At 50.0% G+C, this 25,933-nt stretch carries 20 protein-coding genes, 2 tRNA genes and 1 pseudogene; 7 read left to right on the top strand and 16 right to left on the bottom strand.

The window, feature by feature from the left end:
• Nucleotides 1-60: 60 nt before the first annotated feature.
• Together PTW35_RS06590 and PTW35_RS06585 are read right to left on the bottom strand one after the other, a co-directional pair.
• Entirely contained in the window at nt 61-3,126 is a 3,066-nt protein-coding gene (locus tag PTW35_RS06590) for an FAD-binding and (Fe-S)-binding domain-containing protein (protein WP_281027015.1), read from the bottom strand.
• Between the two features lie 121 nt (nt 3,127-3,247).
• Nucleotides 3,248-4,747: a phosphatase PAP2 family protein gene (locus PTW35_RS06585; protein ID WP_281027014.1), complete on the bottom strand. Its 1,500-nt coding sequence runs from the start codon at nt 4,745-4,747 to the stop codon at nt 3,248-3,250.
• Between the two features lie 35 nt (nt 4,748-4,782).
• Between PTW35_RS06585 and PTW35_RS06580 the strand changes: the two genes are divergently transcribed.
• Both PTW35_RS06580 and PTW35_RS06575 read left to right on the top strand, forming a co-directional pair.
• On the top strand, nt 4,783-6,459 hold the full coding sequence (locus PTW35_RS06580; protein WP_281027013.1) for a VRR-NUC domain-containing protein: 1,677 nt from the start codon (nt 4,783-4,785) through the stop codon (nt 6,457-6,459).
• A 620-nt stretch (nt 6,460-7,079) separates the two neighbouring features.
• Nucleotides 7,080-8,384 carry an outer membrane protein transport protein gene (locus tag PTW35_RS06575; RefSeq protein ID WP_281027012.1) on the top strand — a complete coding sequence of 435 codons (1,305 nt, stop codon included), beginning with the start codon at nt 7,080-7,082 and terminating at the stop codon, nt 8,382-8,384.
• A gap of 85 nt (nt 8,385-8,469) precedes the next feature.
• Here the strand turns inward: PTW35_RS06575 and PTW35_RS06570 are convergent, their stop codons facing one another.
• Nucleotides 8,470-10,524 (bottom strand): carboxylesterase family protein, encoded by a 2,055-nt coding sequence (locus PTW35_RS06570; protein WP_281027011.1) that lies wholly within the window; start codon nt 10,522-10,524, stop codon nt 8,470-8,472.
• 553 nt (nt 10,525-11,077) lie between these two features.
• On the opposite strand from PTW35_RS06570, the gene PTW35_RS06565 reads away from it, so the two are divergent.
• Both PTW35_RS06565 and PTW35_RS06560 read left to right on the top strand, forming a co-directional pair.
• The gene (locus tag PTW35_RS06565) at nt 11,078-12,376 is read left to right on the top strand and encodes an outer membrane protein transport protein (protein WP_281027010.1); all 1,299 of its coding nucleotides are present in this window, start codon (nt 11,078-11,080) and stop codon (nt 12,374-12,376) included.
• A gap of 202 nt (nt 12,377-12,578) precedes the next feature.
• Nucleotides 12,579-13,406, top strand: a complete 828-nt coding sequence (locus PTW35_RS06560; protein WP_281027009.1) for a pirin family protein — start codon at nt 12,579-12,581, stop codon at nt 13,404-13,406.
• Between the two features lie 92 nt (nt 13,407-13,498).
• On the opposite strand, the gene PTW35_RS06555 is transcribed toward PTW35_RS06560, so the two are convergent.
• The 3 genes from PTW35_RS06555 to PTW35_RS06545 form a co-directional block, all read right to left on the bottom strand.
• On the bottom strand, nt 13,499-13,969 hold the full coding sequence (locus PTW35_RS06555; protein ID WP_281027008.1) for a DUF2947 domain-containing protein: 471 nt from the start codon (nt 13,967-13,969) through the stop codon (nt 13,499-13,501).
• A gap of 146 nt (nt 13,970-14,115) precedes the next feature.
• Nucleotides 14,116-14,334: a hypothetical protein gene (locus PTW35_RS06550; protein WP_044623021.1), complete on the bottom strand. Its 219-nt coding sequence runs from the start codon at nt 14,332-14,334 to the stop codon at nt 14,116-14,118.
• 314 nt (nt 14,335-14,648) lie between these two features.
• Complete coding sequence (locus PTW35_RS06545; protein ID WP_281027007.1) at nt 14,649-16,760, bottom strand: sodium:proton antiporter; 2,112 nt, start codon at nt 16,758-16,760, stop codon at nt 14,649-14,651.
• Between the two features lie 125 nt (nt 16,761-16,885).
• On the opposite strand from PTW35_RS06545, the gene PTW35_RS06540 reads away from it, so the two are divergent.
• Nucleotides 16,886-18,433: a long-chain fatty acid--CoA ligase gene (locus PTW35_RS06540; RefSeq protein WP_281027006.1), complete on the top strand. Its 1,548-nt coding sequence runs from the start codon at nt 16,886-16,888 to the stop codon at nt 18,431-18,433.
• A gap of 117 nt (nt 18,434-18,550) precedes the next feature.
• The gene (locus PTW35_RS06535) at nt 18,551-19,318 is read left to right on the top strand and encodes a DUF3108 domain-containing protein (RefSeq protein WP_281027005.1); all 768 of its coding nucleotides are present in this window, start codon (nt 18,551-18,553) and stop codon (nt 19,316-19,318) included.
• Between the two features lie 20 nt (nt 19,319-19,338).
• Here PTW35_RS06535 and PTW35_RS06530 read toward each other — a convergent pair whose 3' ends face one another.
• The 7 genes from PTW35_RS06530 to PTW35_RS06500 form a co-directional block, all read right to left on the bottom strand.
• On the bottom strand, nt 19,339-19,590 hold the full coding sequence (locus tag PTW35_RS06530; protein ID WP_281027004.1) for a hypothetical protein: 252 nt from the start codon (nt 19,588-19,590) through the stop codon (nt 19,339-19,341).
• 2 nt (nt 19,591-19,592) lie between these two features.
• Complete coding sequence (locus PTW35_RS06525; RefSeq protein ID WP_281027003.1) at nt 19,593-20,150, bottom strand: gamma-glutamylcyclotransferase family protein; 558 nt, start codon at nt 20,148-20,150, stop codon at nt 19,593-19,595.
• A gap of 29 nt (nt 20,151-20,179) precedes the next feature.
• On the bottom strand, nt 20,180-21,133 hold the full coding sequence (locus PTW35_RS06520) for a biotin-dependent carboxyltransferase family protein (protein WP_281027002.1): 954 nt from the start codon (nt 21,131-21,133) through the stop codon (nt 20,180-20,182).
• Entirely contained in the window at nt 21,115-21,840 is a 726-nt protein-coding gene (pxpB, locus tag PTW35_RS06515) for a 5-oxoprolinase subunit PxpB (RefSeq protein ID WP_281027001.1), read from the bottom strand. Before pxpB ends, PTW35_RS06520 begins: the two co-directional genes overlap by 19 nt.
• Nucleotides 21,827-22,576 carry a 5-oxoprolinase subunit PxpA gene (locus PTW35_RS06510; RefSeq protein WP_281027000.1) on the bottom strand — a complete coding sequence of 250 codons (750 nt, stop codon included), beginning with the start codon at nt 22,574-22,576 and terminating at the stop codon, nt 21,827-21,829. Before PTW35_RS06510 ends, pxpB begins: the two co-directional genes overlap by 14 nt.
• A gap of 174 nt (nt 22,577-22,750) precedes the next feature.
• Nucleotides 22,751-22,826, bottom strand: a tRNA-Gly gene (locus PTW35_RS06505).
• 3 nt (nt 22,827-22,829) lie between these two features.
• Nucleotides 22,830-22,903: transfer RNA gene (locus tag PTW35_RS06500), tRNA-Cys, on the bottom strand.
• Between the two features lie 290 nt (nt 22,904-23,193).
• Between PTW35_RS06500 and PTW35_RS06495 the strand changes: the two genes are divergently transcribed.
• Nucleotides 23,194-24,009: a hypothetical protein gene (locus PTW35_RS06495; protein ID WP_281026999.1), complete on the top strand. Its 816-nt coding sequence runs from the start codon at nt 23,194-23,196 to the stop codon at nt 24,007-24,009.
• Nucleotides 24,010-24,148: 139 nt separating this feature from the next.
• Here the strand turns inward: PTW35_RS06495 and PTW35_RS06490 are convergent, their stop codons facing one another.
• From PTW35_RS06490 to PTW35_RS06480, 3 genes and pseudogenes are all read right to left on the bottom strand, one after another.
• A complete protein-coding gene (locus PTW35_RS06490; RefSeq protein ID WP_281026998.1) occupies nt 24,149-24,535 on the bottom strand; it encodes a BamA/TamA family outer membrane protein in 387 nt (128 codons plus the stop codon).
• A gap of 164 nt (nt 24,536-24,699) precedes the next feature.
• Nucleotides 24,700-24,849, bottom strand: a pseudogene (locus PTW35_RS06485) (glyceraldehyde-3-phosphate dehydrogenase); the annotation flags it as partial.
• Nucleotides 24,850-25,001: 152 nt separating this feature from the next.
• Nucleotides 25,002-25,904, bottom strand: a complete 903-nt coding sequence (locus tag PTW35_RS06480; protein ID WP_281026997.1) for a LysR family transcriptional regulator — start codon at nt 25,902-25,904, stop codon at nt 25,002-25,004.
• Nucleotides 25,905-25,933 lie beyond the last annotated feature (29 nt).

Genomic DNA, 25,933 nt, shown 5'->3' with positions numbered 1-25,933 from the left:
AACAAAAAATGCGGCGTAGCGCCGCATTTTGTTTCTCTCGCAGAAACCCAGACACGGGCCTCAGCGGCTAGTCAAAATCCGCAACAGAACCTGCACCGGATGCTTCATTTTTATATGCTCCAACCGTTTGGCTTGGCTGCGGCAAGAATAGCCGGTTGCCAGGCAGCGATCGGGATCCAGCTGGGCAATATTCGGCTGCCAGCTCAGTGCATAAACCGCCTTCGAGGTCTCGAGCTTATCCTTCTCGTGGCCGTATGTCCCTGCCATCCCGCAACAGCCGACAGAAATCGGCATCAGGTTGGCACCAAAGTGGCGGAAGATAGTCCCCCACTCTTTTTCTGCATTCGGTAGCTTGGTCTTCTCGGTACAGTGGGCAAACAGATACCAGTCATCACCTGCGACTTGTGGTGCAGCCGGCTTCTCCTCCAGCAAAGGAAGGAGCCATTCATGTGCTGTCAGCACTTCGAACCCGCCCCGCTGGCCGGCCAAGATTTCGGTGTATTCATCCCGGTAGCAAAGCACCAGCGCCGGATCCACCCCCACCATGGGAATCCCCAATTCGGCAAGCTGGTTAAGAAAACCGGCGGTACTTTTAGCTGTTTTGGCAAACTGTCGCAAAAAGCCCTTCACATGCTGGGCCTTTCCGTTCGGCTTGAACGGCACCAGCATCGGCTTTTTACCCAGCCTCTCGGCGAGGAAGACCAAATCACGAACCACTTCGGCGTCGTAATAGCTGGTGAATGGGTCCTGGACAATAAGGACGTAATTCTGACGCTCGCGCGCCGACAGCGCCTGCAGCCACTGTAGGTCAAAGCGCGTCGCGTGGTGACCATCCAGGCTTTCAAACAAAGTAGGGACAGACAGGGCTGGCATATCCACATAGCCTATCGTCTTGGCGGTCAGGCTCTTCGACCACTTAGGGCGCATAATCGCATTGAAGGTCGCCGGCGCCTTGGCCATTAGCGGCAAGTAGCTCTCGACGTAAGCAACCAGGTAGTCTTTGGCCGGGCGCTGATAACGGCTGTAGTAGATGTTCATGAAGCGTGAGCGGAAGCTTGGAACATCGACTTTAATCGGGCACTGGCTGGCACACGCCTTACATGCCAAGCAGCCATTCATTGCCTCCATGACCTCATGGGAAAAATCATAGTCGTTGCGCTTACCACCAAAGGTGTTCCTGAACCGGTCGATAATTTGCTTCACCGACGGGGAGCTATCCATCAGGCTTCTCTCTAGCTCTAGGGGATCAATCCCCTGCTCGGAAAGCTGGCGCAGCCACTCTCTGACCAGCCCGGCCCGCCCCTTGGGTGAATGACGGCGATCTGCCGTAATTTTCATCGACGGGCACATCGGCGAGCTGGTGTCGTAGTTGAAGCACAGGCCGTTACCGTTGCACTCCATCGCCTGTTTGAAACTATCACGTACCTTAACTGGGATCTGACGGTCAAAGTAACCGCGCTTTACCCCATCGACTTTCACCAGCTCATCGTTACTGTCGAGCGGCGTACATATCTTGCCGGGGTTCATCCGGTTATCGGGATCAAACGCAGCTTTGATCCGCCGCAGCTCGGTGAAGAGCTCGTCGCCAAAGAAGGCAGGGCCGTACTCAGAGCGATAACCTTTACCGTGCTCGCCCCACATCAAGCCGCCATATTTCGCAACCAGTGCCACCACCTGATCGGAAATCTGCTTCATCAGCCTCTCCTGCTGAGGGTCGCACATGTCTAGCGCCGGACGGACGTGCAATACCCCCGCATCGACATGCCCAAACATGCCGTAATCCAACTGGTGTTCATCCAGCAGCAGGCGGAACTCGGCAATGAAATCAGCCAAATTCTCCGGCGGAACACAGGTATCCTCGGCGAAAGGCACCGGCTTCTTGCTGCCTTTTGCCGCCCCCAGCAGCCCCACCGCTTTCTTGCGCATGTTGTAGATTTTGTTGATATCAGCAAGTTCATTGCACACCTGATAACCAATGATCCCATGCTGTTTCTTTGCGAGCATCTCGTCCAAACGCTGGCACAATGCGGTCACTTGTTGCTGGTTTTCCTCAGCATCGTTACTGGCATACTCGACAATGTTGATCCCCTGCATGTCATGATTAGGCACATCGGTGATCAACTCACTCACCGTATGCCAGATGATGTCCTGCTTGGCCAGATTAAGCACCCGGGAGTCCACCGTCTCCACCGACAGTGCCTTGGCTTCGACCATCATTGGGGCATTGCGCAGCGCGGAGTCGAAGCTGTCGTATTTGATATTGACCAGAGTACGGGATTTGGGAATGGGAGTAAGGTTGAGCCTGGCCTCGGTGATAAAGGCCAGCGAGCCTTCCGAGCCGCACAGCAAACGAGCAATATCGAACTGGCCGAGCGCTTCATCAAACACGTTCTTGAGATCATAGCCCGTGAGGAAACGGTTAAGCGAAGGAAACTTGTCGACGATTTGCTCGCGTTTTTCACGGCACACCTGCTCGGAGACTTTCAGGGCCTGATTGGCCAGCACCTCTGTTGCAGACAACTCTTGAATGACATCACTAGGCAAAGGCTCGGTGTCCAATACTGAACCATCAACCAGAACCGCCTTAAGTCCCAGCACATGATCTGACGTCTTGCCGTACTTCAACGACCCCTGGCCTGAAGCATCGGTATTGATCATGCCCCCAATGGTTGCCCGGTTGCTGGTCGAGAGATCGGGCGAGAAAAAGAAACCATGTGGACGCAGGGCATCATTGAGCTGATCTTTCACCAAGCCGGTCTGGACCCTTGCCCAGCCTTCCTCAACGTTAATTTCCAGCACTTGATTCATATGCCGCGACAAATCGACCACGATGCCGGGTGTCAGCGACTGGCCATTGGTGCCTGTACCGCCCCCTCGAGCCGAAAACGTAATAGACCTAAATGGCTGGGTTTGCGCCAACTGACCAAGAACAACCAAGTCTTGGTTTTGCGCCGGGAAGATAACAGCCTGCGGCAGTTGCTGGTAAACGCTATTATCCGTCGCCACCGCAAGTCGGCTGGCATACGAACTTTCGATATCACCACAAAATCCCGATTTCTCGAGTTCTTGCAGGAACGACAGTACTACTTCGTCAGTACCGTTTTGATGTGTCAGTGCAGGTAACATTGCTCTCCTTGTCCAGTGTTACGCCGTATCCTACGGCGACTGGCCTCTCTGGCTTTATAATTGGGTCATCATCACACTTTACCCTACCGCGATCGGGAAAAAAAGTATCTGCTTCAATCCGCTAAAACCGAACCCTTAAACGGCTGAGCTGCCCCCTCACCCATGCGGAGCCATACACCAGCCAGGCACCCAGCATTAGGTAGCCCATCGCTTTTATCGCCAGCACCACCAGGCTTCCCGTTTGCATTGTCGCCAGCATGCTGGCCGTGCTGTAAAGAATTGACGCTCCCAGCAATACCATAACGCTCGCCACGACTTTGCGGTATCGCGACAACGCCGGGGTAAGCTGACTAACCTGCAGCGCAGGGGCAACCGCCAGCGAGCATCCCAATACAAATGCAAAGAGATAAGCTTGCTGCGGCACCAGTGAAATACTGGCAACCATACCGATCAATACACTAGATCCAAGCCAAAACCAGTGGTTCGTCAATTGCAGCTGGAAATAAGGAAAGCCCCCAGTACGCCAAACAATGAACATGGCCACAAGGGCAAAACTGAGCATCAGGCTAAGGATCACGTCACTGATAAACTGGACGCCAAACCAAACCCTGGCAATACCCTGAGTCAAAACCAGTAGCATAATCACTGTGGCAAGCCCGGCCTTTTGCCAAGCAAGAGGAAGCTTGCCCTGCCACAGGTAACCCCATACGCCCAGCAGCAGTGTCGACATCAAAATATGAACACTCGGAAAACCAAAACCGTAAGCATTCACCTGCTGCAACTCGGGAACAATAAAATATGGCCGTGGCATCATCAGTCCATGCTTGAACAAAGACGCACCAAACAAGGCGGCCACGAATAAAAAGACAACTTCAAGCAGAAGTGGCGTTCTCAGATACCCCGCCACAATAACCACCATAATGAAGGCAAACCATGGCTCACCCACCACACTGACGCCATGCATCATCCCCTCAAACAGCCACTGCAAAGAGGCTGGCCAGGTAGAGACATGGTGCTGGAACTGCTCAATCCAGCCGAGCTGAACTGTAAGCAAGGTACTGCCGGGGTAAGCAAAGCGCTCATAGATATTGATCTCACTTTCAGGCGTTTGAGCCAACCACTGGGGTAACAAGGCAGCATCTTCAACGTACCGATAGTCGCCAGCCTCAATCGCAGACGGGTCGATCAGGTACACACGCTCAACTTCCGTGGCATAGTGCTTGGCAAACCACGAGGCCACAATGAGATAGCCTCGGTGATCCTTGAACGAGGAAACCAAGATGGGAGATGTCGCTTTACAGGCAAAAATGGCAGCCCGCCCCCGGTACTGGATCAGATGTTCCACATCGACCTCGATACCAGTTTCTTCTAGTGCTTCCCTCGCCGCTGCTTGCTCGGGAGTATCCCCCTTATCGATGTATCCGCCCGGCAGGGACAACTTGTTGGTGATCACTTCCGATAACAGGATTAAATTATCGCCATTGCGGATCACACAGACAGCACCGACAATGCCATCAGGCTGTCGGCTGACAAATGTTGAACTTTGGTCTGCAACAGTGCTAAAACTCAAGACAGACAGCAAAACAAGCGCAAAATACTGGATAATAAGATTTGATTTCACCGGTTGAGCCAATCGTTTCATTGTGAGGCAATGATTTGAATTCTAACAACAAGGCAATTACTAAGCCATTGAAGTTAAGTAATGATGCGCCCGAACTACCCGCTACCTATTACCGTGACAATTTCCACTGCCTGGTCAACACCGTGGTGGAGCAGTATGCTGACTTGCTCACTCCCCAAGAGCACCTCTGGTACCGCACCTATATTGCACTGAGTAAACCGGCGCAGTGTCTCTATATCAGGCTGCTAAGCCGCAAAGGACCATATTTCCGCAGTGACAAACTCCAATACTCAGAGATAGCGCCGCTGCCTGATGCTTTGGCCGAGCTCAACAGCACCGGGATGGCCACCTTGCAGCCAGACACTATTCCATATCGCGAGTTTTGCGCCCTGTATACCAAACCAGAGCTCATCAGCCGCTTTGATTTTCTCTCGAGTAACAAACAAGCCAAAAAACCCGATCTCGTCGAGCAGGTAATCAACCACCAGCCAGCTCTCAGCCAGCATAGCCGGCAGATACTGGAAGTACACCATACCCAGCACCTGGAGGTATTCTTCTTACTGTTTTTTGGCAATACCCACCAGGATCTCAGCCAGTTCGTGTTGGCCGACATCGGTATTCAGCGATTTGAAAACTACCCTATTGATTCTGCCTATCGCCTGTTCAACCGCCGCCAGGATATTGAAGACTGGCTAGTGCTGTCGGCAATGACTGAGCAGTATTGGCAGCATAAGGAATCCAAGGAAATCCAGGCCATCGCTGACATGCAATTCGCTTTGCCCGGCACTTATTCGTGGCCGCCCACCGAGAAAAAAAGACAACGGCTTATCAATCATATCGCCCGTGATATCGAAAGATTGGGCAACCACACCCCCGAGCGGCTAGAACAAGCCCGTGTGCTATACCAGCAAAGTGAGCGCGCGCCGTCCCGAGAGCGGCAGGTCAGAATCCTCGATAAGCAAGGCGCTACGGCACAGGCATTGGCTATCGCCAAACAGATGCTGCATTCACCACACAATGAGGAAGAAGCCGATGTGGCCGAGGTGTTAACCCATCGCTTGCTCAACAAGCTGGGAGACAAACAGCCATCGAGAAAGAGACCAAACTTTGACAGCGAGCTGCTTCAACTAAACCAGCAGCACACCTGTGTTGAACTCGATGTCGCCGCCTACTACCATCAACAAGGATGGCAGCCTTATTTCCTCGAAAATACCCTGCTCTGTGGCTTATTCGGTTTAGCCATGTGGGACATTATCTTCTCGGCTAAGCAAGGGGCCTTTCTCAACCCGTTTCAACGATCGCCAAAAGATATGTTTTCGCGCGACTTCTACCTCAGCCGCCAGCAGCAAATAGACCGCCGTCTGACTGAGCTGGAAGCGAAACATTGGACTGACTGGCTAGGGATATTTCAAGCCAAACAAGGGATCAGCAACGACTGGATCCACTGGGGAATCATCACAGAAGACATCATCACCCAGGCCGTTTCAGCCATCCCGCCAGAGGCACTGACCGCCATTTTCAGACGGATTTTGTTCGACCCCAGAAGCAACCGCAGCGGATTTCCCGATTTAATCTTGTTCAAAGAGGGACGGTATTGCTTTGCTGAAGTGAAGGGCCCCGGAGATACGCTGCAGAGTAACCAAATCCGCTGGCTGAAGATGTTCCAGCAGCAGCAGATTGCCGCCAAAGTCGTATATGTAGAATGGATATAATTATCCTGAATAGATAAGTCGGATAATTATAGCCACCTAACATACGTCAAGGAATGACGACACAAAAAATAATTATTATCCGACTATAATTTTGTAATAAAATATTAAACAACCATTTATGGCGCTGTATTTTTTTCAACCAAGAAAAAGCACCATTCCGCTTATTGGTAACAATAAAAAAACAACAACCACATATTAAGCAAAAATAAGTTTCAAGGACTTACGTCCTTATATGAACACACATCATCAAGAATAAAACACAATGAACCACATACAATAAAAACAGCAAGCATAGTAACAACTTATAGCTACCAACGCCCAGCAAAACATATAAAGCCTACAAATACAACAAGATAAAAACCAGCAATACCAACAGTTGTTTTAAAATAACCAATATAGAGCTTTTACTTTATTTAAATTACCATACCAGTATAAATTACAAATTCACGCATTTAGCGAAAACGCCCTCTCCGAACATATTTAATAACCCCAACAATATTTCAACAAAATAGAGTTAACTGGTCTGATTTGTTGTTATTGGACTCCCACCTAGAATCACCCCCGAATTAATGCCATGCATTAATCACTATAAATTAAATAAATACAAAAGAATTCTCTATATGTTCAAGAAGCGTTTGTTATCCTGTGCTGTATTAACGGCACTCTCTGTTGCGTCTGCACAAAGTATGGCAGCAGGTTTCCAGCTCAATAGCCAATCTGCAACCGGCCTTGGCCGCGCCTTTGCCGGTGATGCTGTTATTGCAGATAATGCCTCGGCCATGGCCCGCAACCCGGCCACCATGGCGATGTTCAAAGAAACCAGTATGTCACTGGGCTTCACCGTGATCGACACTGATGTGCGTATCAAAGACGGTACTTATAATCAATTTAAGGTAAGTAATGTAGGTCCAGTACCAATTCCGGGGAGTAACGAAATTGATATTTCCGGTACCGACGGCATCGGCAGCACCGCGGTGGTACCTAACTTCTATTTGGTGGTACCGGTCAATGACCAGTGGGCCTGGGGCCTGTCTGCCTATTCCAACTTCGGTACTGGTACTGAGTTCAAAGATGACTTTGCCGCTTCCGTATTCGGCGGTACCACCGAGATCAAAAGCATGAATTTCGGTGCCAGCCTCTCCTACCGCCTCAACGAGCAGTGGAGCTTCGGTGCCGGCCTGGATCTGATTTATGGCATCGGTAAACTCAAGCGTGATATCGATTTTGCGTCTTGTAGTTTGGAAGGCCTCCCCCCTAAAGAAGTGTGCAATACGCACAAATTCAATGCCCTCGATGTCGATGCCTCCGGCTTTGCCGTCGGTGGTAATGTTGGTGTGGTTTACGAAGTTAACGACAACCACCGTTTTGGCCTTTCCTACCGCTACAGCCCGACCGTCACCGCCAAGGGTGATGTCAACACGGTGGCTGGCAACGCCGATAAAATGGACATGCCACTGCCGGACATGGCTGAATTCTCGGGTTACCACCGCTTGCACGACAAGTTTGCCGCGCACTACAGTGTGCAGTGGGTGCAATGGAGCGCCTTTGACACCCTTTACATGGGTGGCATTGAAAAAGAATACGCCTGGAAAGATGCTGGCCACATTTCCGTCGGTGGTACCTATTACCTGAACAATGACTGGATCCTGCGCGCCGGCTACATGTACGACGTCGCGGCGACGGATGACATCAAGTCAATTTCTATTCCGGATTCGGATCGCCAGTGGCTGTCAGCCGGTTTCACCTACCGCATTGACACTCGTTCGAATGTCGATTTCGGTGCCACCTACCTGATAGGCAAGGACACCCAGGTTGACGAGTTTATGGGTGTCGAAATTGGAGATAGGCCAATTGGCACCAGCGTTTCGGCCACCACCCGCGCCGATGCGATCCTGGTCGGACTGCAATACAGCCGCACTTTCTGATAACAAAATTAGAAAACCGATAAATAAAAAGCGGAAACCCTTAGGGTTTCCGCTTTTTCCTTTTTATTAACAGGCTATTCGGTTGTTATTTTGGCATGTAATCAAACAGAATACCTTGCTCTGAAATACCCTCACAGATACTGCTTCCCAACCGGGCATCCTGTGGTGCATTCAAAGTGTTGCCCCAATCCAATTGCTCGACAAACTGACCGTCGGCATTAATCATCAGTACATTGTCCGCACTGTTACGCGGATAGCCCTCAAACAACTTATCCGTAAACCAAATGCGGGACATGGTGCTCATCAGTTGGCGATCTTGCTGGTTCGGGTAGATCGTCTCGCCGGCAATATTCACCGCCTTGTTAAAGACAAAAGGCAACTCCGAAGCATGGCAGGCCTTGCCGGTACCGTTGCTATTGCTGCAACTCAATGCGGCCAAATTCCCCATCATGCCATGACCAAATGGCCAGATATTGATACTGGAGGTATAGTCGTAATGGTACAAGGTCGTCGCATGGTTCGTTGATTGCCTGTCGACCACCTCGCGGGCGGCACAGGTAAACAACAGATCATTGGCCAGTTTACGGATCTGGCCAATATTGCCCAGTGCACCTTTCTCGCCTTCCTCACCCTTGCCCGTTAACGTCTTGTCATCAAACGCGGCATAGTCAATGAATTCAAGTGCTTTATTGGCTGTTTGGTTTTGAAGCCCAAGGAACAGGCGGGTAATGATCGGATACAGGTTTTGGCGTGTGACCACCTCATCCGGTATAGCTTCCAGCTCTTTTTGAATTGCCTTCATCTGCGCAGCTAACTCTTTATCAATTGCCCAGACGGCCCAATAGTACTTTTTGATTAGCGAAATAACCGCTTCTTTGGGTGCACTAATGTTTGTTGTGTCAGTCTGCGAGACATCTGGCATCACAACCGGTACTTGTTCACCGGTCTCTGGATCCTCTGTGGTGATGTTATACAAGAACATCCAATCAAGCATTGCGGTAAAGATATTGGCTTCATCGCTGTTAAAGCCAACCACGGTAGGAACGTGAAATTCAGTATGGATTGGCTGACCGACAATGTGATAGCCGTCGATCTTACCACCACCGATAAGGCTCTTCTCCCTGCTTTCGATGTATGGCGCAAATGGCAAGAAGCCAGATGTCGCCGGGAAAGATGTCACAAGGCCGGTCACCAACTGCGTCGGCTGTTTGGCATAGGCTTGAACCTCCTTTAACTCGGCCAAGCTCAGTTCGGCCAGCGATTTGCCAAATTGGTCCTGTGCGTGTTGTTCCAGTTGATTTTGCAGGCGCTGTGCCGAACCATAATCTTTATAGGCAATACCGTACGGGTTGCTTTGCATAATGGCGCGCTGGTAATACGGACCGGCAACATCCTGATCCTGCTGCAAAATACCAATCGACATCGCACCGGCACTCTCGCCAAACACCGTGACATTGCTGCTGTCGCCACCAAAATGAGCGATATATTTGTTGACCCACTCAAGCGCCCGCTTCTGATCGCCGATGCCGTAGTTGCCGCCGTAAGGGTTCACCTCTGCGTCAACCCACTTGCTGCCTAACAAGCCAACACGGTAGTTCAACGACACCGCAATGAATGGCGCTTCACGCTCACCCAAGGCGGTATCTGAAATGCTTTGGGCTACAATGGTATCCGCCTGATTCAATGCCGACGACCCGGCACCACTTTCAAATGAGCCACCATGGATGAAGACATAGACTGGAAGCTCTTTTCCGGCCGGGATCCCAGTCGGACGCCAGATATTCAAGCTTAAGCAATCTTCCGACTGGGCAATCGCTTCATTGCCCAACTGAGGACAGATATCGCCAAACGCTGTAGCATCTACCTGCTCTGTAGGCTCAACCAATTTACTGTGCTGGAATCGATTTGCTGTTGCATAGCGAATGCCTTTATACACCTCAACATCAACCGTTTCGGCTTGGTTATCAAGATTCGTAATCTTTATTTTTTCCAATAAACCTTTTACCTGTGCATCCCCGACCTTAACGGCCACATTAGATGGCGCAAGATTATCTTTACCAGATGTTGATGAATCATTATTACAAGCAACCAAGGCCAACGCGATGCCTGTTGCAATTATTGAGCGGGAATAATTTTTCATAATTATAGTCTTTATATGCTTCTTGTTTTTTAATTAAAAGCCATAACCGTGCCAAAAGAAAATATCTTAAAGCACATAAATATGGCGTTTGCGGATGTTCATTATATTCGATAACCAATTAAATAGAATCTCAACCCTTACTGGTCTGACGTTTTAAAATGGGGAGAAGAATGATAAAAAACAGTTAGATACAAAGACCAAGCAAATATATGACCCAGCACTATTGATGAGAAAAATATCACTTTTCAACTCTCGCACCCAATATAGACACATTACCAGCAAACCCGTCAAATAATTAGATACATCAATCTTAATTGAAGTTATTTAACCATCAGGTATCACATCATAACCATTAGATTAAAACATAAAAAAAACGGGTTGATAAATATAGCAAATATTATCCATTGGATATTTAACACCAAAAGAAAAATCAGCACACAAAACCACAAAGAAGATCTGGTCGGAGTTGTTTAAATAAATACGCAATCTAGAATCCATCACAAATTCTAGGCAATATAAATTTGCCAAATTAAATAATTAATAAGATATAGCTATGTTCAAGAAGCGTCCGTTAACTTGTGCAGTAGTTTCGGCTATTGCGCTATCCTCCACCCCCTCGCTTGCTGCAGGGTTCCAATTAAATAGCCAATCTGCAACGGGACTTGGCCGCGCCTTTGCGGGTGATGCCGTTATTGCCGACAATGCATCCGTCGCAGCCCGTAACCCGGCGGCCATGGCCTTGTTCAAAGAGGCAAACTTCTCCCTGGGCTTCAATGTCATTGCGACTGACGTTAAGGTAAAGTCAGGGACTTACCACCAGCCTAAAGTGATTGCTAGTCCAAGCGGAGAAATCCTTGCTATAGAATCGAACAGCTACGATATTTCGGGTACCGATGACATCGGCGGTAACTCGCTAGTGCCGAACCTGCACTTGGTCATGCCAATCAATGACCAATGGGCTTGGGGGTTGTCGGCCTACTCAAACTTCGGCACCACAACCGAATTCGAAGATGACTTTGCCGCTTCTATTTTTGGCGGTAAAACCAGTGTGAAAAGCATGAACTTAGGAGCCAGCCTGTCTTATCGCCTGAATGAGCATTTCAGTGTTGGGGCTGGCCTGGATATCATCTACGGCGTAGGTGAACTATCTCGCGACTTTGATGCCGCAGTCTGTCCTGCGGTCATGGGCAGCCCGCTATTTTGTACCGAGCTGAAGCAGAATGTACTTGATGTTGATGCCTCAGGTACCGCGCTGGGCTGGAATGCCGGCTTGGTGTATGAAGTTAACGAAAACCATCGCTTCGGGCTCAGCTACCGCTACAGCCCGACAGTCGAGGCAAAAGGCGATGTCATGGGCGGACTGCAAACCGCAAGCTCGATGGATCTGCCTTTGCCTGATATTGCAGAATTTTCAGGTTATCACCGCCTAACCGAAAAATTTGCCGCCCACTATAGTTTGCAATGGGTTGAATGGAGTGCCTTTGATACCCTCTATATTGGCGGTATTGAAAAAGAATACAAATGGAAAGACGCGGGCCATATTTCAGTCGGTGGTACTTACTATCTGAATAATGACTGGACTCTGCGAGCCGGTTATATGTACGACGTCGCCGCCACAGATGATTTGAAATCCATTTCTATACCCGACTCTGACCGCCAATGGTTCTCTGCTGGTTTTAGTTACCATCTGAGCCAAAAAGAAAGCATCGACTTTGGTTTCACATACCTTGTTGGTCAAGACGTTACCTTTGACGAAAAACTATCCCCAGAACTGGAAGCACCATCTATCACCGGCGCCACAACACGTGCAGATGCCATCTTGGTCGGCTTGCAATATAGCCGTTCATTTTAATAACGAGTTAGCCCCAAGCGGAAATCCTATCGGGTTTCCGCTTTATTTCTTTGTATTGTCAATATTCTGTTTCTTTTCATAAATTAGCATGGTGAACCCCGGGTCTTGGGTCTAAGATTTATTGTATCAATTTCTTGATTGCAGCATATTTTCCAGGTTTTGCTGCCATGCTCATCGTCGCATCACGATATTGGTCAATGCCATGAAAAAGACAAGAACCGTACAAAAAATCCGTTTTGGCAAAAAGCGTGGCCTACAAACAACCTTTATCAACCCGTCAGAGCTTGAGCAACTCAATCCCTTTGTGCAGTGGGATCACTACACGGCCAAAGCCTTGATCCATGCTAAGCGACTCGATTATCAGGGCCACTCTGGGGTCGATGCGGTCAGTTACCCCGTTATTGGTCAACTGAGCCACCATGACTCTACCGGCAGCCATGTCACCCTCGCCAGTGGAGACGTGCATATCATGACCTCGGGCGAGGGCGTCATTCATAAAGAGATCATGACACCGCAAAATGGCCAAATAGAATCATTCAGCCTTGGTACGGTATTGCCGGCAGGAAAAATCGAGATGGCACCTGCGAGCTGTCTTTACTTACACGCCCAACAACTCCCTCTCATCGAAGAGCACGACTCAACAACCAAAGTCATTATTGGCAGCTATAAAGACGTCTCCAGCCCTGCGGCCTACAGTATCCCCATGACCTTTCTCGATATCATGATCACCCCTTACGGCTGCTGGTACTTCGAGACAGATCCGGAACAACTTGCCGGTTTCGTCTATTTGCGCTCTGGCAGTGTCTATATTAGCGGTAACCAACTTCATCGCCACCAAATGGCAACGCTGAATCCGTCCCCGCTACCGATAGAAATCCGCACCAGTCGTCTCGGAGCCAGAATATTTATCGCCACCGGCAAGCCTCAGCTGCAACCTCTGCTGTCGAGCCACCATTCCGTCCACTCGTCGCCACAAAATATGTCAAAAGCAATACGGCACATCGATCATTTGCTCACAGCCAGAAAGTGATCTTGCGGTCTGCGCCAGCCTTGTGGCTGACACAAAAAAACACCGCCAGTGCAAGGCAATGGCGGTGTTTTCATGAACATTTCAATGCTTGGTTAGCGGTTGGCCAAACGGAACGTGCCTTTAGAGCTGAACCAAACAGCCTGTGATTTTTTACGTCCAAGCAGCATTGGGCCATCATCGAAAAATAGAAAGTTCTTCCAGTTGCGCTTAAAGACATCCCACTTTGTTTCAATCACATTGTATTTTTCGTAGCAGAAGTAAACGGTGGTGTTATCTTCCCAGTCCAGAAATGCCAGCATCTCTTCAGGCAATTCGGGCTCATCGCTATCCCAAGCGACTTGCCAATCAATGGCTTGTGACCAAATCTTGTCGTTGTGGGCCCAATCCCCTTTCTCGAAATGATCCGCATCCGGGCTTTGGCGGCTGACATGCTCTCCCCAGATTTGGGCTGAGCGCGCTTGGGTAAACGGCTTGATTAGCGCCAAGTCTGATTCGGTAACAGGCATTGATGCGTGGGTAAAAATCCACTTGCGGGAATAGTTATCTAACTCTACGTAGTTCATGGGACGACCTAACAATTCAAGACCGGAGAAATGTACCTGAGTCGCCTCCGTTGTGCCAGCAAATATCCGAATTTAATTACACCACTAACAACAATCGAGCGGCACTAAGCCGCTCGCCGATCCACTAATGCAACAGCATTTTCAGACTATTTTTTCTGGTCCCACAAATTACTCACCCAGCCGCCGATTGCATCATCATAATGACAACCCGTGTAGTGCTTATCTACTGGTGTTGATTCCTGTTTGTTAGACTCAATCAACCTCGAAATGTGGCAGGCCATAGGATCGCCACCGGTCGTCAAACGGCGGCGGGTCGCTACTTCTTTGATGATTTGCAAGCGGTAAGCCGAGTTCATTTTCTTCATCGTTCCACACCTCTATTGATTGAGCCCAAATAAAAATAGGAGGCGTTAAGAAAATCGTCAAATAGCAGACCTAATATTGTCACATATGTCCGCTATGAGTCGATTTCACCCACTTTATAATTCAAAGAGTTACTCTCGGTATTCAAGCCACGACATTTGCTCGTTCCAATTGCAAAATATAATTTATTGAAATATAAAACATATCTCTGCCGCAAAAATTATTTCGCGCTTACAGATAAGTTTCCCCATCACCTGCAATCACTGTCTGTTCGATTGAATCGAGACTCGCCCACCGATTAAAGTTCACGGCACCGTTAGAAATAGCGCGAAGTGCGGCGCTGGTGCTTGGTTCGGCTGAGCAAGCCTGTAATCCGACTCGGCAGTAAGGAAAAATCCCCTCTTCGGGCATGCATCAATTCGCTACTCAATTCCTGCAACATAATATCGGCAATCCCCTCTGTCAGGGCACCGGCACGCACCTGCCGTTTTATGGCCTGACGCTGTATATTGATAGTCAAGGACTTCAGTTGCTGGGTACCCAGAGACCGAATCGCCTCAGGGTAACTACGCTTGAGGTTATTCATTCGCGACTCCGAGATAACCATCCAGCTTTGGTAGAGCTCCTTTGCCCTTGGAATTTGCACATCGACAATCTCACCGTTTTGCTCCATCTCCTTGAGAAAGTTCAGCAAATGCTTACAGCTCTGGGCTCGTCCCCAGGCTTCCAAGTACTCCTCTTTCCCGTACCAACTTCGAAAATCCTCTCTTCCCAAAAAAAAGCGCATCAGCAAGTTGTTGGGCTTAGAGCGGCTCATCAGGTACTTATGTTCCGGCAACGGGTAATCATGCCGCAAGGCGTCAAGCTGCTGCAGAATAGACGCTCTAAGCCGCAAAAAAGCACTTTCTGTCAGGTAGCCGTTCTCTGATAACTGGTGCAGGAAGGTGATCTCTATGGTGAAACAACGAGTCAAAAACAAACGCCAGTCCGTCTCAAGATCGAGCTTTCCGACGCGTTGTTCTTTTAGCTCGGATGAAAGCCGAACGATTGCCGCGTCGATGCTGCGCAGCATATCGTCAAGGGTGGCTGAGTGGGCGGCCTGTGTTTGTTTGATTTTTTCCAGCTCCAGCTTTGCCTCGTGGTAGGCACTGAGCCACCCTTCCATACGCATCAACTGGTGGCTTAGCTCCGGCTTATCAAGCTTGAGACGCTGCACAAGACGCCCCATAGATAGACCTTGCACCAGTATGGTGAATAACACGGCGCCGGTGGCCAGTGCCACGACGGTTTCCCCGAGTACAAAAGTATGCTCCAGGCTCAACGCCAGTGCGAGCGTCACCGCTCCCCGCAACCCTCCCCAAAACAGTAAGTGGCGGAAGGGATAGCTAATCGGGTGGCTGTTGCGGGACACCCGCCCGACCAAGGGGGTCAGGCCGTAGATCAAGGCTGCTCGGGCCAACAGCATGGCTAGCAGCACCACCACAAGGATCGGCCCAGTTTCCATGATAACCCCCAGATCGGCCCTGAGCCCGACCAGCAAAAAGATCAGGGAGTTAGCTGCAAAAGCGGTGTATGACCAATAGTGCTCCAAATAGCGGTAGGCCGACGTCGAGAGCCTGGGCCGACCGATGCTGCCCATTACCAGCCCTGCCGTTACTGTTGCCAGGATCCCACTCGAGCCCATCACATTGGCCAATAGGTAAGAGCCGTAAGCCAGCACCAGTGTCAGGGTAATTTCGACAAACGGCTGATCATCAACCTGTCCGGCTATCCATGAAAATGCCACTCCCAGCACGCCGCCGATCACAATACCGCCCACCACTATAACAACAAAGCTCAACAGACCCGACAGCACCGCGTCGGGCATACCGATCCCGGTCAGTAACGCAGCCAACAGTAATTTGGTGAGAATAATGGCGGTTGCATCATTGAACAGGCTTTCCCCTTCCATCAACAAGGTGAGATCTTTTGGGGCGCCGAGCTTTTTAAAAAGGGCGATGACCGAAATCGGATCGGTGGCGCTAAGCAGGGCACCGAGCAAAAAAGCGACTTCCCATGACAGGGGGGTAAGCAGCGCCACGATAGTACCGATGAGCAACGTGGTGATGACCGTACCGGGAACAGCTAGGGTAAAAATAGCTAACCAGTTATACCTGAGACGGTTAGCATCCAGGTTGAAGGCCGCTTCAAAAATCAACGTCGGCAACAAAATCACCAAGATGATCTCGGTCGCAACTTCCGGCTGGGAAAAATGATCCAGCCCGGCCCAGATGTCCACACCGCTAGCGTGAAGCAGCCCCCCTGCAATGACCAGCAGAACAGTAAATGGCCACTTAACTCGGTTGGCAACCAGCAACAAGGCCGCGGCAAGCAACATCATTCCCACCAAAGCGGCAATGAGCGGACTGGTCGATAAGCCATGTTCCATTCGCATTACCTCCAGATCTAACGAACCCTAAGCCAAGTATATTGCTGAAGTTTTTGGCCCCTTGGCTAGCCGTGGCTCTACAGAGGAATTAAAATCAAAAGCAAATACCAAAAGCAGCTTAGTCTATGTATAACCTAGCCACCAACCTTGAACGCAACGCCGATTTCCGCCCACACGACACGGCGCTGATTTTCAATGACGAGAAGATCAACTTTTCAGCCCTGAACAAAATGGTCAACGCCATTGCCAACCGCCTTTGTGAGCTTGGTATCAAGCCCGACGACAAAGTCGCCATTTCTTGCCCTAACATGCCTGCCTTTGTCATTGGCTACTACGCGATACAAAAAGTCGGGGCGGTGACTGTACCGCTGAATATCCTGCTCAAAGGCCCGGAGGTGGCCTACCACCTCAATGACTCCGACGCAGTGGCCATCATCAGCTTTCAGGGCAACAGCGCCCTGCCTAGTGGTGAATACTGCTTCGATGGCTTTAGCCAAACCCCAAGTTGCCAGCACTTTATCTCTATCGAGTCCGGCAGCGGTGAACCTTTGCCCGAAGGTGCCCACAGTTTCAACCAGTGGCTAGCATCAGGCGACACCCACTTCGAGGCCGTATACCGCCGCGCCGAAGATACCTGCGTGATCCTGTATACTTCGGGAACCACGGGACGAGCCAAGGGGGCGGAGCTTAGCCAAAGCAACATGCTGTGCAACGCTCAGGCCTGCCAAGCGCTGACCAACCAGAAGGGAACGGATGTCAGCATCGCAATCCTGCCGCTGTTTCATACCTTCGGCCAATCGCTGATCATGAACACCTCCATCCTGGCAGGCAGTGCTCTGGTCTTGATCCCACGCTTTGTTCCCAAGCACGTCCTCCAGCAGATGCATACCTACAAAGTCACCCATATGGCAGGGGTACCGACCATGTTTATGGGCTTGCTCGCGTTTGCCGAGAAGCATGGCCGCACAGAAGATATCGATGAGATTGCGGCCAACTTGAAGGTGGCTATCTCCGGTGGGGCCTCGATGCCGGTAGAAATCCTCAAGCAATTCGAAGAAAAACTCAAAGTACCCGTTATTGAAGGCTATGGCTTATCGGAGTCTTCTCCTGTCGCCGCCTTCAACCACCTGGAATACGAGCGTAAACCGGGTAGTATTGGACAGCCTCTGCCTGGCGTGGCAATGAAAGTTGTTGGTGACAATGGTCAGGAGCTGCCTCGCGGAGAAGCCGGCGAACTGCTTATACGTGGCCACAATGTGATGAAAGGTTACTACAAGAAGCCGGAAGAAACGGCCAAGACGGTGGTCAATGGATGGCTGCATACCGGCGATATCGTTCGCATGGATGATGATGGCTATGTGTACGTCGTCGACCGACTCAAAGAAGTGATCATTCGGGGCGGATTCAATATTTATCCTCGTGATATCGAGGAAACCTTCATGACCCACCCTGATGTTCATATGATTGCGGTCATTGGCGTTCCCCACAAGACCTACGGCGAAGAAGCCAAGGCCGTGGTTATCCTGAAGGAAAATGCTTCAGCAACAGCAAGAGAGCTGGTGGCATGGGGCAAGGAGCGCCTTGCCGATTATAAATACCCTCGCCTCATCGAGATTGTCGAGGAGCTGCCAATGACTGCCACCGGCAAAATCCTCAAGCGATTGCTGAAATAAGCGATTGTGCATGTCTACATCGGCCTGTTGTCAGAGCAGGCCGATTTGGCATATTAACCCGCGCCCTGCTAATTTAATTACATCAACCAATGTATTGAACGTAGCGAAGGTGTATGTGTGCAGGTCAACGTTTTATTGCCTTTACTGGCTTACCTTAGCAGTGTCGCCTCTGCCCAGACGTACGCCGAGCCTTCCCCGGTCTTTCACCAGTGCACTAAGACACTGACATACCAGCTTTTTTTCAACAACCTGAAAATCGGCCAAATGACGCGGGTGTTACGATGGCAGGACAAACAGGCGCAAATAAACTCCTATAGCAATATCGAGGTATTGGCGACCAAAACCCGGTTCAACCAGCAGAGCCAAGTCTACTGGTCAGAACAGCAGCAAAGTTTTCTGTCCAAAGGGTTTCGCCGCGAAGTCAACGGCTTGCTAGGCGGTAAATCCGATGTTTCCTTCAGCAGCGACGGCACATCGTCCAAGGTAAATGTTGATGGAAAAGTTTCTTCCTTTTCTAGCGACTCTCTTCCATTGCTCGATGTTGACGCGATTGGCAGCCAAATGAGACTGGGACTGATTGAGGGAAAAGCCCAGTTTGAATACAAGCTGCAGGACACCGATGACGTTAACCGTTACTATTTTCAAGTCAAAGGCAAAGAGAGGCTCAACTCCAACTTCGGCAGTATCAATACGATTAGAGTCGAACAGATTAAGAAAAGTGACAGAAAGTTGGTAATGTGGTTTTCACCGGACGTCGACTACCAACTGGTCCGAGCCACCTACAAGCGCAAGATCCTTGATCTGAAAGCGGTTTTACTCAGCAATAAGAAAGTCTGTCCGCCAACAAGCCAGTTTTCCCACTCCACTCCCCCAAACCGCCCTTAGCGGTTGCACGCACATTCAAACTATTTCATTATCACCTTGCCACCAATCATTTTCAGAGCCGGTGCACCTCGAATCAAGGTATCCCGGGCAAAGGCTTGTTCGCAGTGGGGGCATATCCCTTCCTGCAGGGTGAAGTCTTTCACAATCCGCTCCTTGAAGCACTTCACCAGTGCCCCCTTGCCTCCTTTGCGGTATTTATACAGCTGGGTTTTACATCCTGCACAATAGATATCAACGGTTTTGGTTGGGCCTTTTTTATTGGGTTTTGCCATGACTATTTGGTTCTTACCTGTGCCAGTAGTTGATCGATATGCGCGAGATGATCATCATCAACACCGGCGTGATTACCGTATTTCGGCTGATGGCGATCATTTTCCAGGGGATGATGCCAGCCCAAGGTTGTCTCGACAAATGTTTTGGCAAAAGAGCTGGAAATGGACAGGCAACCCGCCAAAACCGTATCGACATAGGTTTGCATAATCGGCTGGATATGGCACGGCGGCTCGTGATTATCCTTGGTATAAACCCACACCGGTATATCTAGCGCTATCGGCTGATGGGTCTCCAGCTGGGTGGGATCGAGCTCGATACGGCGGTAGCCCCTTTCCCGGTGGTCGAACTGCCGCAGCGCGTTTTCGTCAACTCTCACCAAGACCCCGTTGCAAACCCCGTCACCGAGCGCCGCGACAAGCGGCGAAATATGGTAAGCACTGTCAACTTTCCCCCAGTGGCGCTGCAAGCCATAGACGGTAGCAGGCTGGGCTTCTTTTGCCTGTCCGGTTAATAAACGAGATGCGTGGTTAATCAAACTGCCATAACCAAAAATATACATAGAACGACACTTACCTCTCTGATACTCGCTTATAGCGATAAGCCGAAAAAGCGTGAAAATTGCTGCCATTGCTCTACTGCCTCTGGCAATTTAGCACGTTTAAAGGTCACTGCGGTACCCGGCCTTGCCTGCGCTAAGCGGGGCAAATCGACCCGAGCGACACAGCCCAGCTTGGGATACCCACCGAGGGTCTGCCGATCATTGAGTAGCACGATGGGCTGACCGTTGGGAGGAATTTGAATCGCCCCCAGCGCAATACCTTCAGAGACGATGCCATCGATGGAAGCGTAGATCGGCTCTCCCGACAATCGACACCCCATACGATCGGTTTCCTGACTAACAGTATAGCGACTGGCATAAAAGCGCTGTTTTTCCTCCGCCGAAAAACTCGCCTGCTGATAGGACTCGATAACCCGCAACTCGATAGGTTTACTGTAATCGGGTACAAAGCGGCCGGAAGTTTGTCTGCCCGCCGCCTGCTTATCCTGATAGTTAAGCAAATCAGTGGATATCGGTTTGGCTGATAACCGATCACCTTTTTCCAGCCCCATTCCTTGGTGAAAGCCACCCAAATGGTTACGCGGTACCGCAGAGGCACTATCCAGTATCAAGGGTGACTCCAGCCCGCCTTGAATCGCCAAGTAGGCTCTCAGCCCTGTGCGGGCAAAGCCAAATACCAGGCGCTGCCCTTTTTTCACCAACACGCTTTGCCACATTGGAACAAGCTTTCCATCCAAGGAAGGCTGCATATCAGCACCGGTCATGGCAATACGGCAATCCTGTAAAATGAGGAACTCAGCCTGACCTAAGGTTATTTCCAGCATCGCGCTGTTGGGGTCATTGGCCAGAAGATAATTGGCCCAGCAACAGGCATGCAAGTCAACCGCACCGCCCTGGCTTAGCCCCTGTGCCCCCGCACCATATCGCCCGACATCTTGGATCAGGGTCAACATCCCCGGGCGGATCACTTCCATTGCGGCCATAGCTGTCCTCCTTGGGCTAAAAATGCATCCTTGGTCATAGAGGTAAACTGCACCTGATCACCAACCTGGAAAGGAGTCATGGGAGTTTGGTCAGGCTGGAACAAGGTCAGCGGGCAGTTTCCGATAATTTGCCAGCCTCCGGGGGACTCATTGGGATAAACCGCGGTTTGCTGATCAGCAATACCGACACTGCCGGCAGGGATCTTCTTCCTCGGCTCGCTATGGCGAGGCGTGGCGATGGCCTCGTCAACCGAAGCGAGAAAAGCAAAGCCCGGCGCGAAGCCGATAGCACACACAGTATAAAGCGGCTGGCTGTGACGCTGGATAACCTCATCGACACTCAATCCTTTGGTTTTCGCAAGCGCGGCTAAATCGGGCCCCGCTTCTTCACCGTAGTACACCGGAAGAGTAATGATCTTGGCCTGATAGCCACCAGCCGCACTCTGAGCATCACCTTGCTGAAGGTCCTTCTCCAATTGCCCCATATAAAATTGAAGAACACCGACGAGTTGCTCATAGCTCAATACACTAGGGCGAAACTGGATCAGAACCGAAGTGTACGACGGGATCACCTCGACCAGGGCAGGATGTGACAGAGACTGCAAGTAGGCAACAAACTGGCTGATCTTAGGCGTGAGCGACAGATCAATGTGATCACCGAAATACACTATCGCATTGCATTCAGATACGGGCTCAATCTTGAACATGGGCCAGGTCCTCGGCCAATTGACGGACAATTGCCACCGACTCATCATTGTCGCCATGAACGCAAACAGTATCGACATCCAGCTCTAGCGTATTGCCATCAATGGTGGTGATTTTGCCCACGGCAAGCTCGGCGACTTGCTGGCGGATGCGTTGGCTATCATGGTAAACCGCCCCCGCTTGCGCTCGCGGCACCAACAGACCATCACTATCGTAAGCCCTGTCAGCAAAGCCTTCGAACAGTAACTCGACATTTTGTTGTGCCGCTAATCCTATATATTGTTGGTTATCACGCCGAGCTAAGATCATCAGCTTCAACGGCGCAGAACGGTATTGGTTTAAATCAGCAACGGCGCTGAGAATCGCTTCGAAAATCCAAGATTGTGACATCATGTCGTTGTAGAGGGCACCGTGAGGTTTAACATAGCTAACTTCACCACCGTACAACTTACACAGTGCATCGAGCGCACCAATTTGATAGGCCACCAGTCGGGTAATGGCTTCGGCACTATGGGGAATAGAACGACGCCCGAAACCACTTTTGTCGTCGTAACCCGGGTGGGCTCCAATCTCGACATTATCTTCCACCGCCAGCTGTATGGTCTTGGCCATATGATCCGGGTCTGAGGCGTGAAATCCACAGGCAATGTTGGCCATGTCGATATACGGCATGACGTCGGCATCCTTCCCCATCGTCCAACGGCCAAAGCTCTCGCCCATATCACAATTGAGTTTCATATCTGCTCCCTGCTTACACCAGAGTTAGTTTGTGAGTTATCAAACTAAGTGGTTGATATTAAATCTACTCGAATAAGTATAACAAGCGGTTCTGGGAGCGGACAGTATGAGGATAGGTTGGGAAGGCCAGATACGAAAAAGCCCCAGCATTTCTGCTAGGGCTTTTTCTATGTCTGGAGCGACACACGAGGTTCGAACTCGTGACCTCAACCTTGGCAAGGTTGCGCTCTACCAACTGAGCTAGTGTCGCAAATGGAGGCGCGTCCCGGAGTCGAACCGAGGTCCACGGATTTGCAATCCGCTGCATAGCCACTCTGCCAACGCGCCTTCAATACCTACGAGGTGTTCCCCGCTGCGGTATGGGGTGCATTCTACGGATTGAGCTAATTGAGTCAACAAGAAATTTAGTGAAACATCACCAACTGGTCGTTTTGCCATCAAGACATGTTAGGTCGTGTATATTTTCATCGAATCACCAAGCTAATCTTGCGTAGATTAGTACTAAAAGCCGATCAGCCCTCGCATTTAAAACAACACGCTCATCCTAGACTACTTGTTTATCTCAGGGGGATCTTGGAAAATAGTGAACTTTGTCACACTTAGTATCTCGATAAACCATGCCTACCCTTTCCCGATTCGGCTTACTCGCCATCGCTGCCAGCCTATTAACCGCCTGCAGCCCCAAGCAACATCAGCCGATAACCACAGGGATCAGCTTTATCACCCAGGCACCTGATTATCTTCTCGAAGATTCAAGTAGCACTAACTCGAAAAGATACGCCCGCAAAAATACAGTTAACTGGCTTAGCCACCAGTACCATATGGCAAAAAGAAAAGCCGCAGACAACAACGCGGCTTACATCGCGTTCTACTCTGATCAACTGCGCGACAGACCTGTCCTTACCCCGGCTTTTTCGTACGTGACGGCGATGGTCTCCGGTGACAGACTTGGCCCAAATAGCGAAACCGGGGTGGTTGCCGAGCACGCTATTCTCGCCAGCAATATCGACTTTGGCATGACGCAATCAAGCGCTGACGTGTTTGCCTATAACCCAAACAAAGCCCGTGCCGACGTGTTTGAACAGCAGGAAGCAAATGAATCCATCGCATACTTGTCACTCATCAAACAGACGCATTCCGAGCAAGACGCCCCCCCAGCCGGCGATTTGGCAGTACTCGCCCACTCAGTTGACAGGCTGGCGACCCAAGGCAGGAACAAAATCGTATTGCTCAGCCAATATGACGCCCAGTACAACACGCTGATTACCGATCAAATAAAGGGGTTGGATGTGCTTATCAGTGCTGGAGAGATTAGCCATGTCGCTATTGAGCATAATACTTGCCTCGTGACATTCGCGCATACCGGGGTGAACTGGCAAACCTTGTACATCGCCTTCGACGCCGATGGGAATATTCTGCAGTGCTCGTTTTAGCGCTGCCCACAGTGATAAACACAAGTAAATCCGCGTAAGGTGCGTTATGCTCCCTGTATTTAGCACAGTTAAAGTCCGCACCCAATATTAAAGTAAAGTGCATTTTCTTGGTCACTAAACGCAAGATCGATACCTAACCTTAAACCACAACGGCACGCAAACTGACATAGGGTTTAGCGGTGGGCGTTATCAAAGCATCGTCGCTGGAAAAGTTCTGATAGTTACCACCAAACGCCAGGTTCCAAGAGGGACTGAGTGGAATATAGACCTGCCCGCTGAGCGACAGGCTGTAATAGTTGTAATCACTGCCGAGCGCCTCATCGTACACCATGTACTCAGCGCTGAGTTGATACCCTTGAGTCGGATAAAACAAGTTGTCGCGAGTATCGTAGTCAACCACCAGCCCTAACCCTGACGTGACCGATGTGCGGTCTAACTCTCCAAGGTTCAAATGTTGACTAATTTTATCTATCGCTTGTCCTAGTTTTCCGTAAAAGTTCAAATCGACGCTGGACACTGCGAGCACTTGTTTGGCTCCTAACATCAGTGACGTGTCTTGACTCGAAATTGAAGTTTTTGCATCAAACCCGCGACTTGAGTCGTGGTACCAAACCTGATGGTATCGATAGCAGGCAGTGCACCTATACCATCAAACTTTATGGGTTGGTAAATATCCAGCTTCGCTTCTCCAACGCCCGGCTCGGTGATTAAAATGGGCACAGGCAAAAAGCGGTAAGCGTTCTCAGCAAGATGATACCCAAGATCAAACTGCCCATCATGGCTGTCAAAAAACGAGGCGCTGGTGTATGAAGCGAAGAAGGTACTGGCACAAACCAACATCAGGGGACAAGTTTTGTTCATCATAGTCATCTCACAGTGAGCAGGAGCTCAATGCCGGTGGCTCTAGGCCTTGAATGAGATGACTATAACCAAGCTAATGAGAGATTAAGAATCGCTTACGTAGGACTTGATCCTACGTAAGCTCACTGAGACTAGCGCTCTTTGTATTTCTGCACATGATCACTAATCGCTTTAATGATTGACCCCCTCACCTCTTTGATGTTTTTGGCGTGTGGGCACCACAAGGAGATTGGCAGTTTCATTCCTTCTAACATCAAATCGAGTTCAAGTGGCGACACCCCTTCGACCGCAAATTGAGACTCAGACAACGCTTTAGGCAACCACGCCCAACCAAGCCCTTCTTTGATCATTTTAATCACCAAGGCCAGTTGGTCGACTTGCTCATTGTTGGCTGAAAATACGAACTTATCGGCCAAGCCCTCATCAACCAGAGACTTGAGCATAAACTGCCGTTCCGTTTGCAGCTCACCCACTACTGTAGCTTTATCCATTTGCGCCAATCGGCCTCCAGCTTGTACGTAAGGCAAAAACTCTACGTGGCCTAAAAAGGTCGAGTCAAAACTATGAATTGCGGTACTTTCATGAATGTTCACCAAGCCAAAATGAATGCTGCCATCAACGATGCCTTGCTTTATTTCGTCGCGATCACGCACAAGAAACTCTACGCGCATGGTCGGAAAATCTTGGACTAATTGTTGGCGAATCAGAAATAGAGCTTGATGAGGAACAAAACTTGGATAGGCAATCACCACGCGTTCAAGACCGCCATAAGAAAGGCTGAGGGCAATTTTGTCAAATACGCGGGCTTGCTCGATCGCTTGCTTAGCATAGTGATAAAGAAGATGGCCGTCTTCGGTAGGTTCAACTGAGCGACCAACTCGTTCAAATAACGTGACCGCGAGTTGGTCTTCAAGGTTAGTGATAACTTGACCTATGGTGGTTCGATGCTTATTAAGTTTTACCGCAGCCTTACTAAATGAAAGGTGCTCATAGACGGTGACAAATGCCAATAGCTGTTCAAGACTAAAGTTCATAGCAGTAAGGGGTTGGTTGGGGATGAATA

It is taken from the genome of Photobacterium sp. DA100, assembly GCF_029223585.1.
GTDB lineage: Bacteria > Pseudomonadota > Gammaproteobacteria > Enterobacterales > Vibrionaceae > Photobacterium.
The sequence above is the reverse complement of the archived record's forward strand: the minus strand, read 5'-3'. Positions and strand labels throughout refer to the sequence as shown.

Coding starts and splice junctions, on each gene's coding strand:
- PTW35_RS06565 (WP_281027010.1), top strand. CDS start 11,078: ATGTTCAAGAAGCGTCCGTTAACTTGTGCAGTAGTTTCGGCTATTGCG.
- PTW35_RS06570 (WP_281027011.1), bottom strand. CDS start 10,524: ATGAAAAATTATTCCCGCTCAATAATTGCAACAGGCATCGCGTTGGCC.
- pxpB (WP_281027001.1), bottom strand. CDS start 21,840: ATGTTCAAGATTGAGCCCGTATCTGAATGCAATGCGATAGTGTATTTC.
- PTW35_RS06525 (WP_281027003.1), bottom strand. CDS start 20,150: ATGTATATTTTTGGTTATGGCAGTTTGATTAACCACGCATCTCGTTTA.
- PTW35_RS06495 (WP_281026999.1), top strand. CDS start 23,194: ATGCCTACCCTTTCCCGATTCGGCTTACTCGCCATCGCTGCCAGCCTA.
- PTW35_RS06540 (WP_281027006.1), top strand. CDS start 16,886: ATGTATAACCTAGCCACCAACCTTGAACGCAACGCCGATTTCCGCCCA.
- PTW35_RS06520 (WP_281027002.1), bottom strand. CDS start 21,133: ATGGCCGCAATGGAAGTGATCCGCCCGGGGATGTTGACCCTGATCCAA.
- PTW35_RS06555 (WP_281027008.1), bottom strand. CDS start 13,969: ATGAACTACGTAGAGTTAGATAACTATTCCCGCAAGTGGATTTTTACC.
- PTW35_RS06545 (WP_281027007.1), bottom strand. CDS start 16,760: ATGGAACATGGCTTATCGACCAGTCCGCTCATTGCCGCTTTGGTGGGA.
- PTW35_RS06560 (WP_281027009.1), top strand. CDS start 12,579: ATGAAAAAGACAAGAACCGTACAAAAAATCCGTTTTGGCAAAAAGCGT.
- PTW35_RS06550 (WP_044623021.1), bottom strand. CDS start 14,334: ATGAAGAAAATGAACTCGGCTTACCGCTTGCAAATCATCAAAGAAGTA.
- PTW35_RS06575 (WP_281027012.1), top strand. CDS start 7,080: ATGTTCAAGAAGCGTTTGTTATCCTGTGCTGTATTAACGGCACTCTCT.
- PTW35_RS06510 (WP_281027000.1), bottom strand. CDS start 22,576: ATGAAACTCAATTGTGATATGGGCGAGAGCTTTGGCCGTTGGACGATG.
- PTW35_RS06480 (WP_281026997.1), bottom strand. CDS start 25,904: ATGAACTTTAGTCTTGAACAGCTATTGGCATTTGTCACCGTCTATGAG.
- PTW35_RS06530 (WP_281027004.1), bottom strand. CDS start 19,590: ATGGCAAAACCCAATAAAAAAGGCCCAACCAAAACCGTTGATATCTAT.
- PTW35_RS06590 (WP_281027015.1), bottom strand. CDS start 3,126: ATGTTACCTGCACTGACACATCAAAACGGTACTGACGAAGTAGTACTG.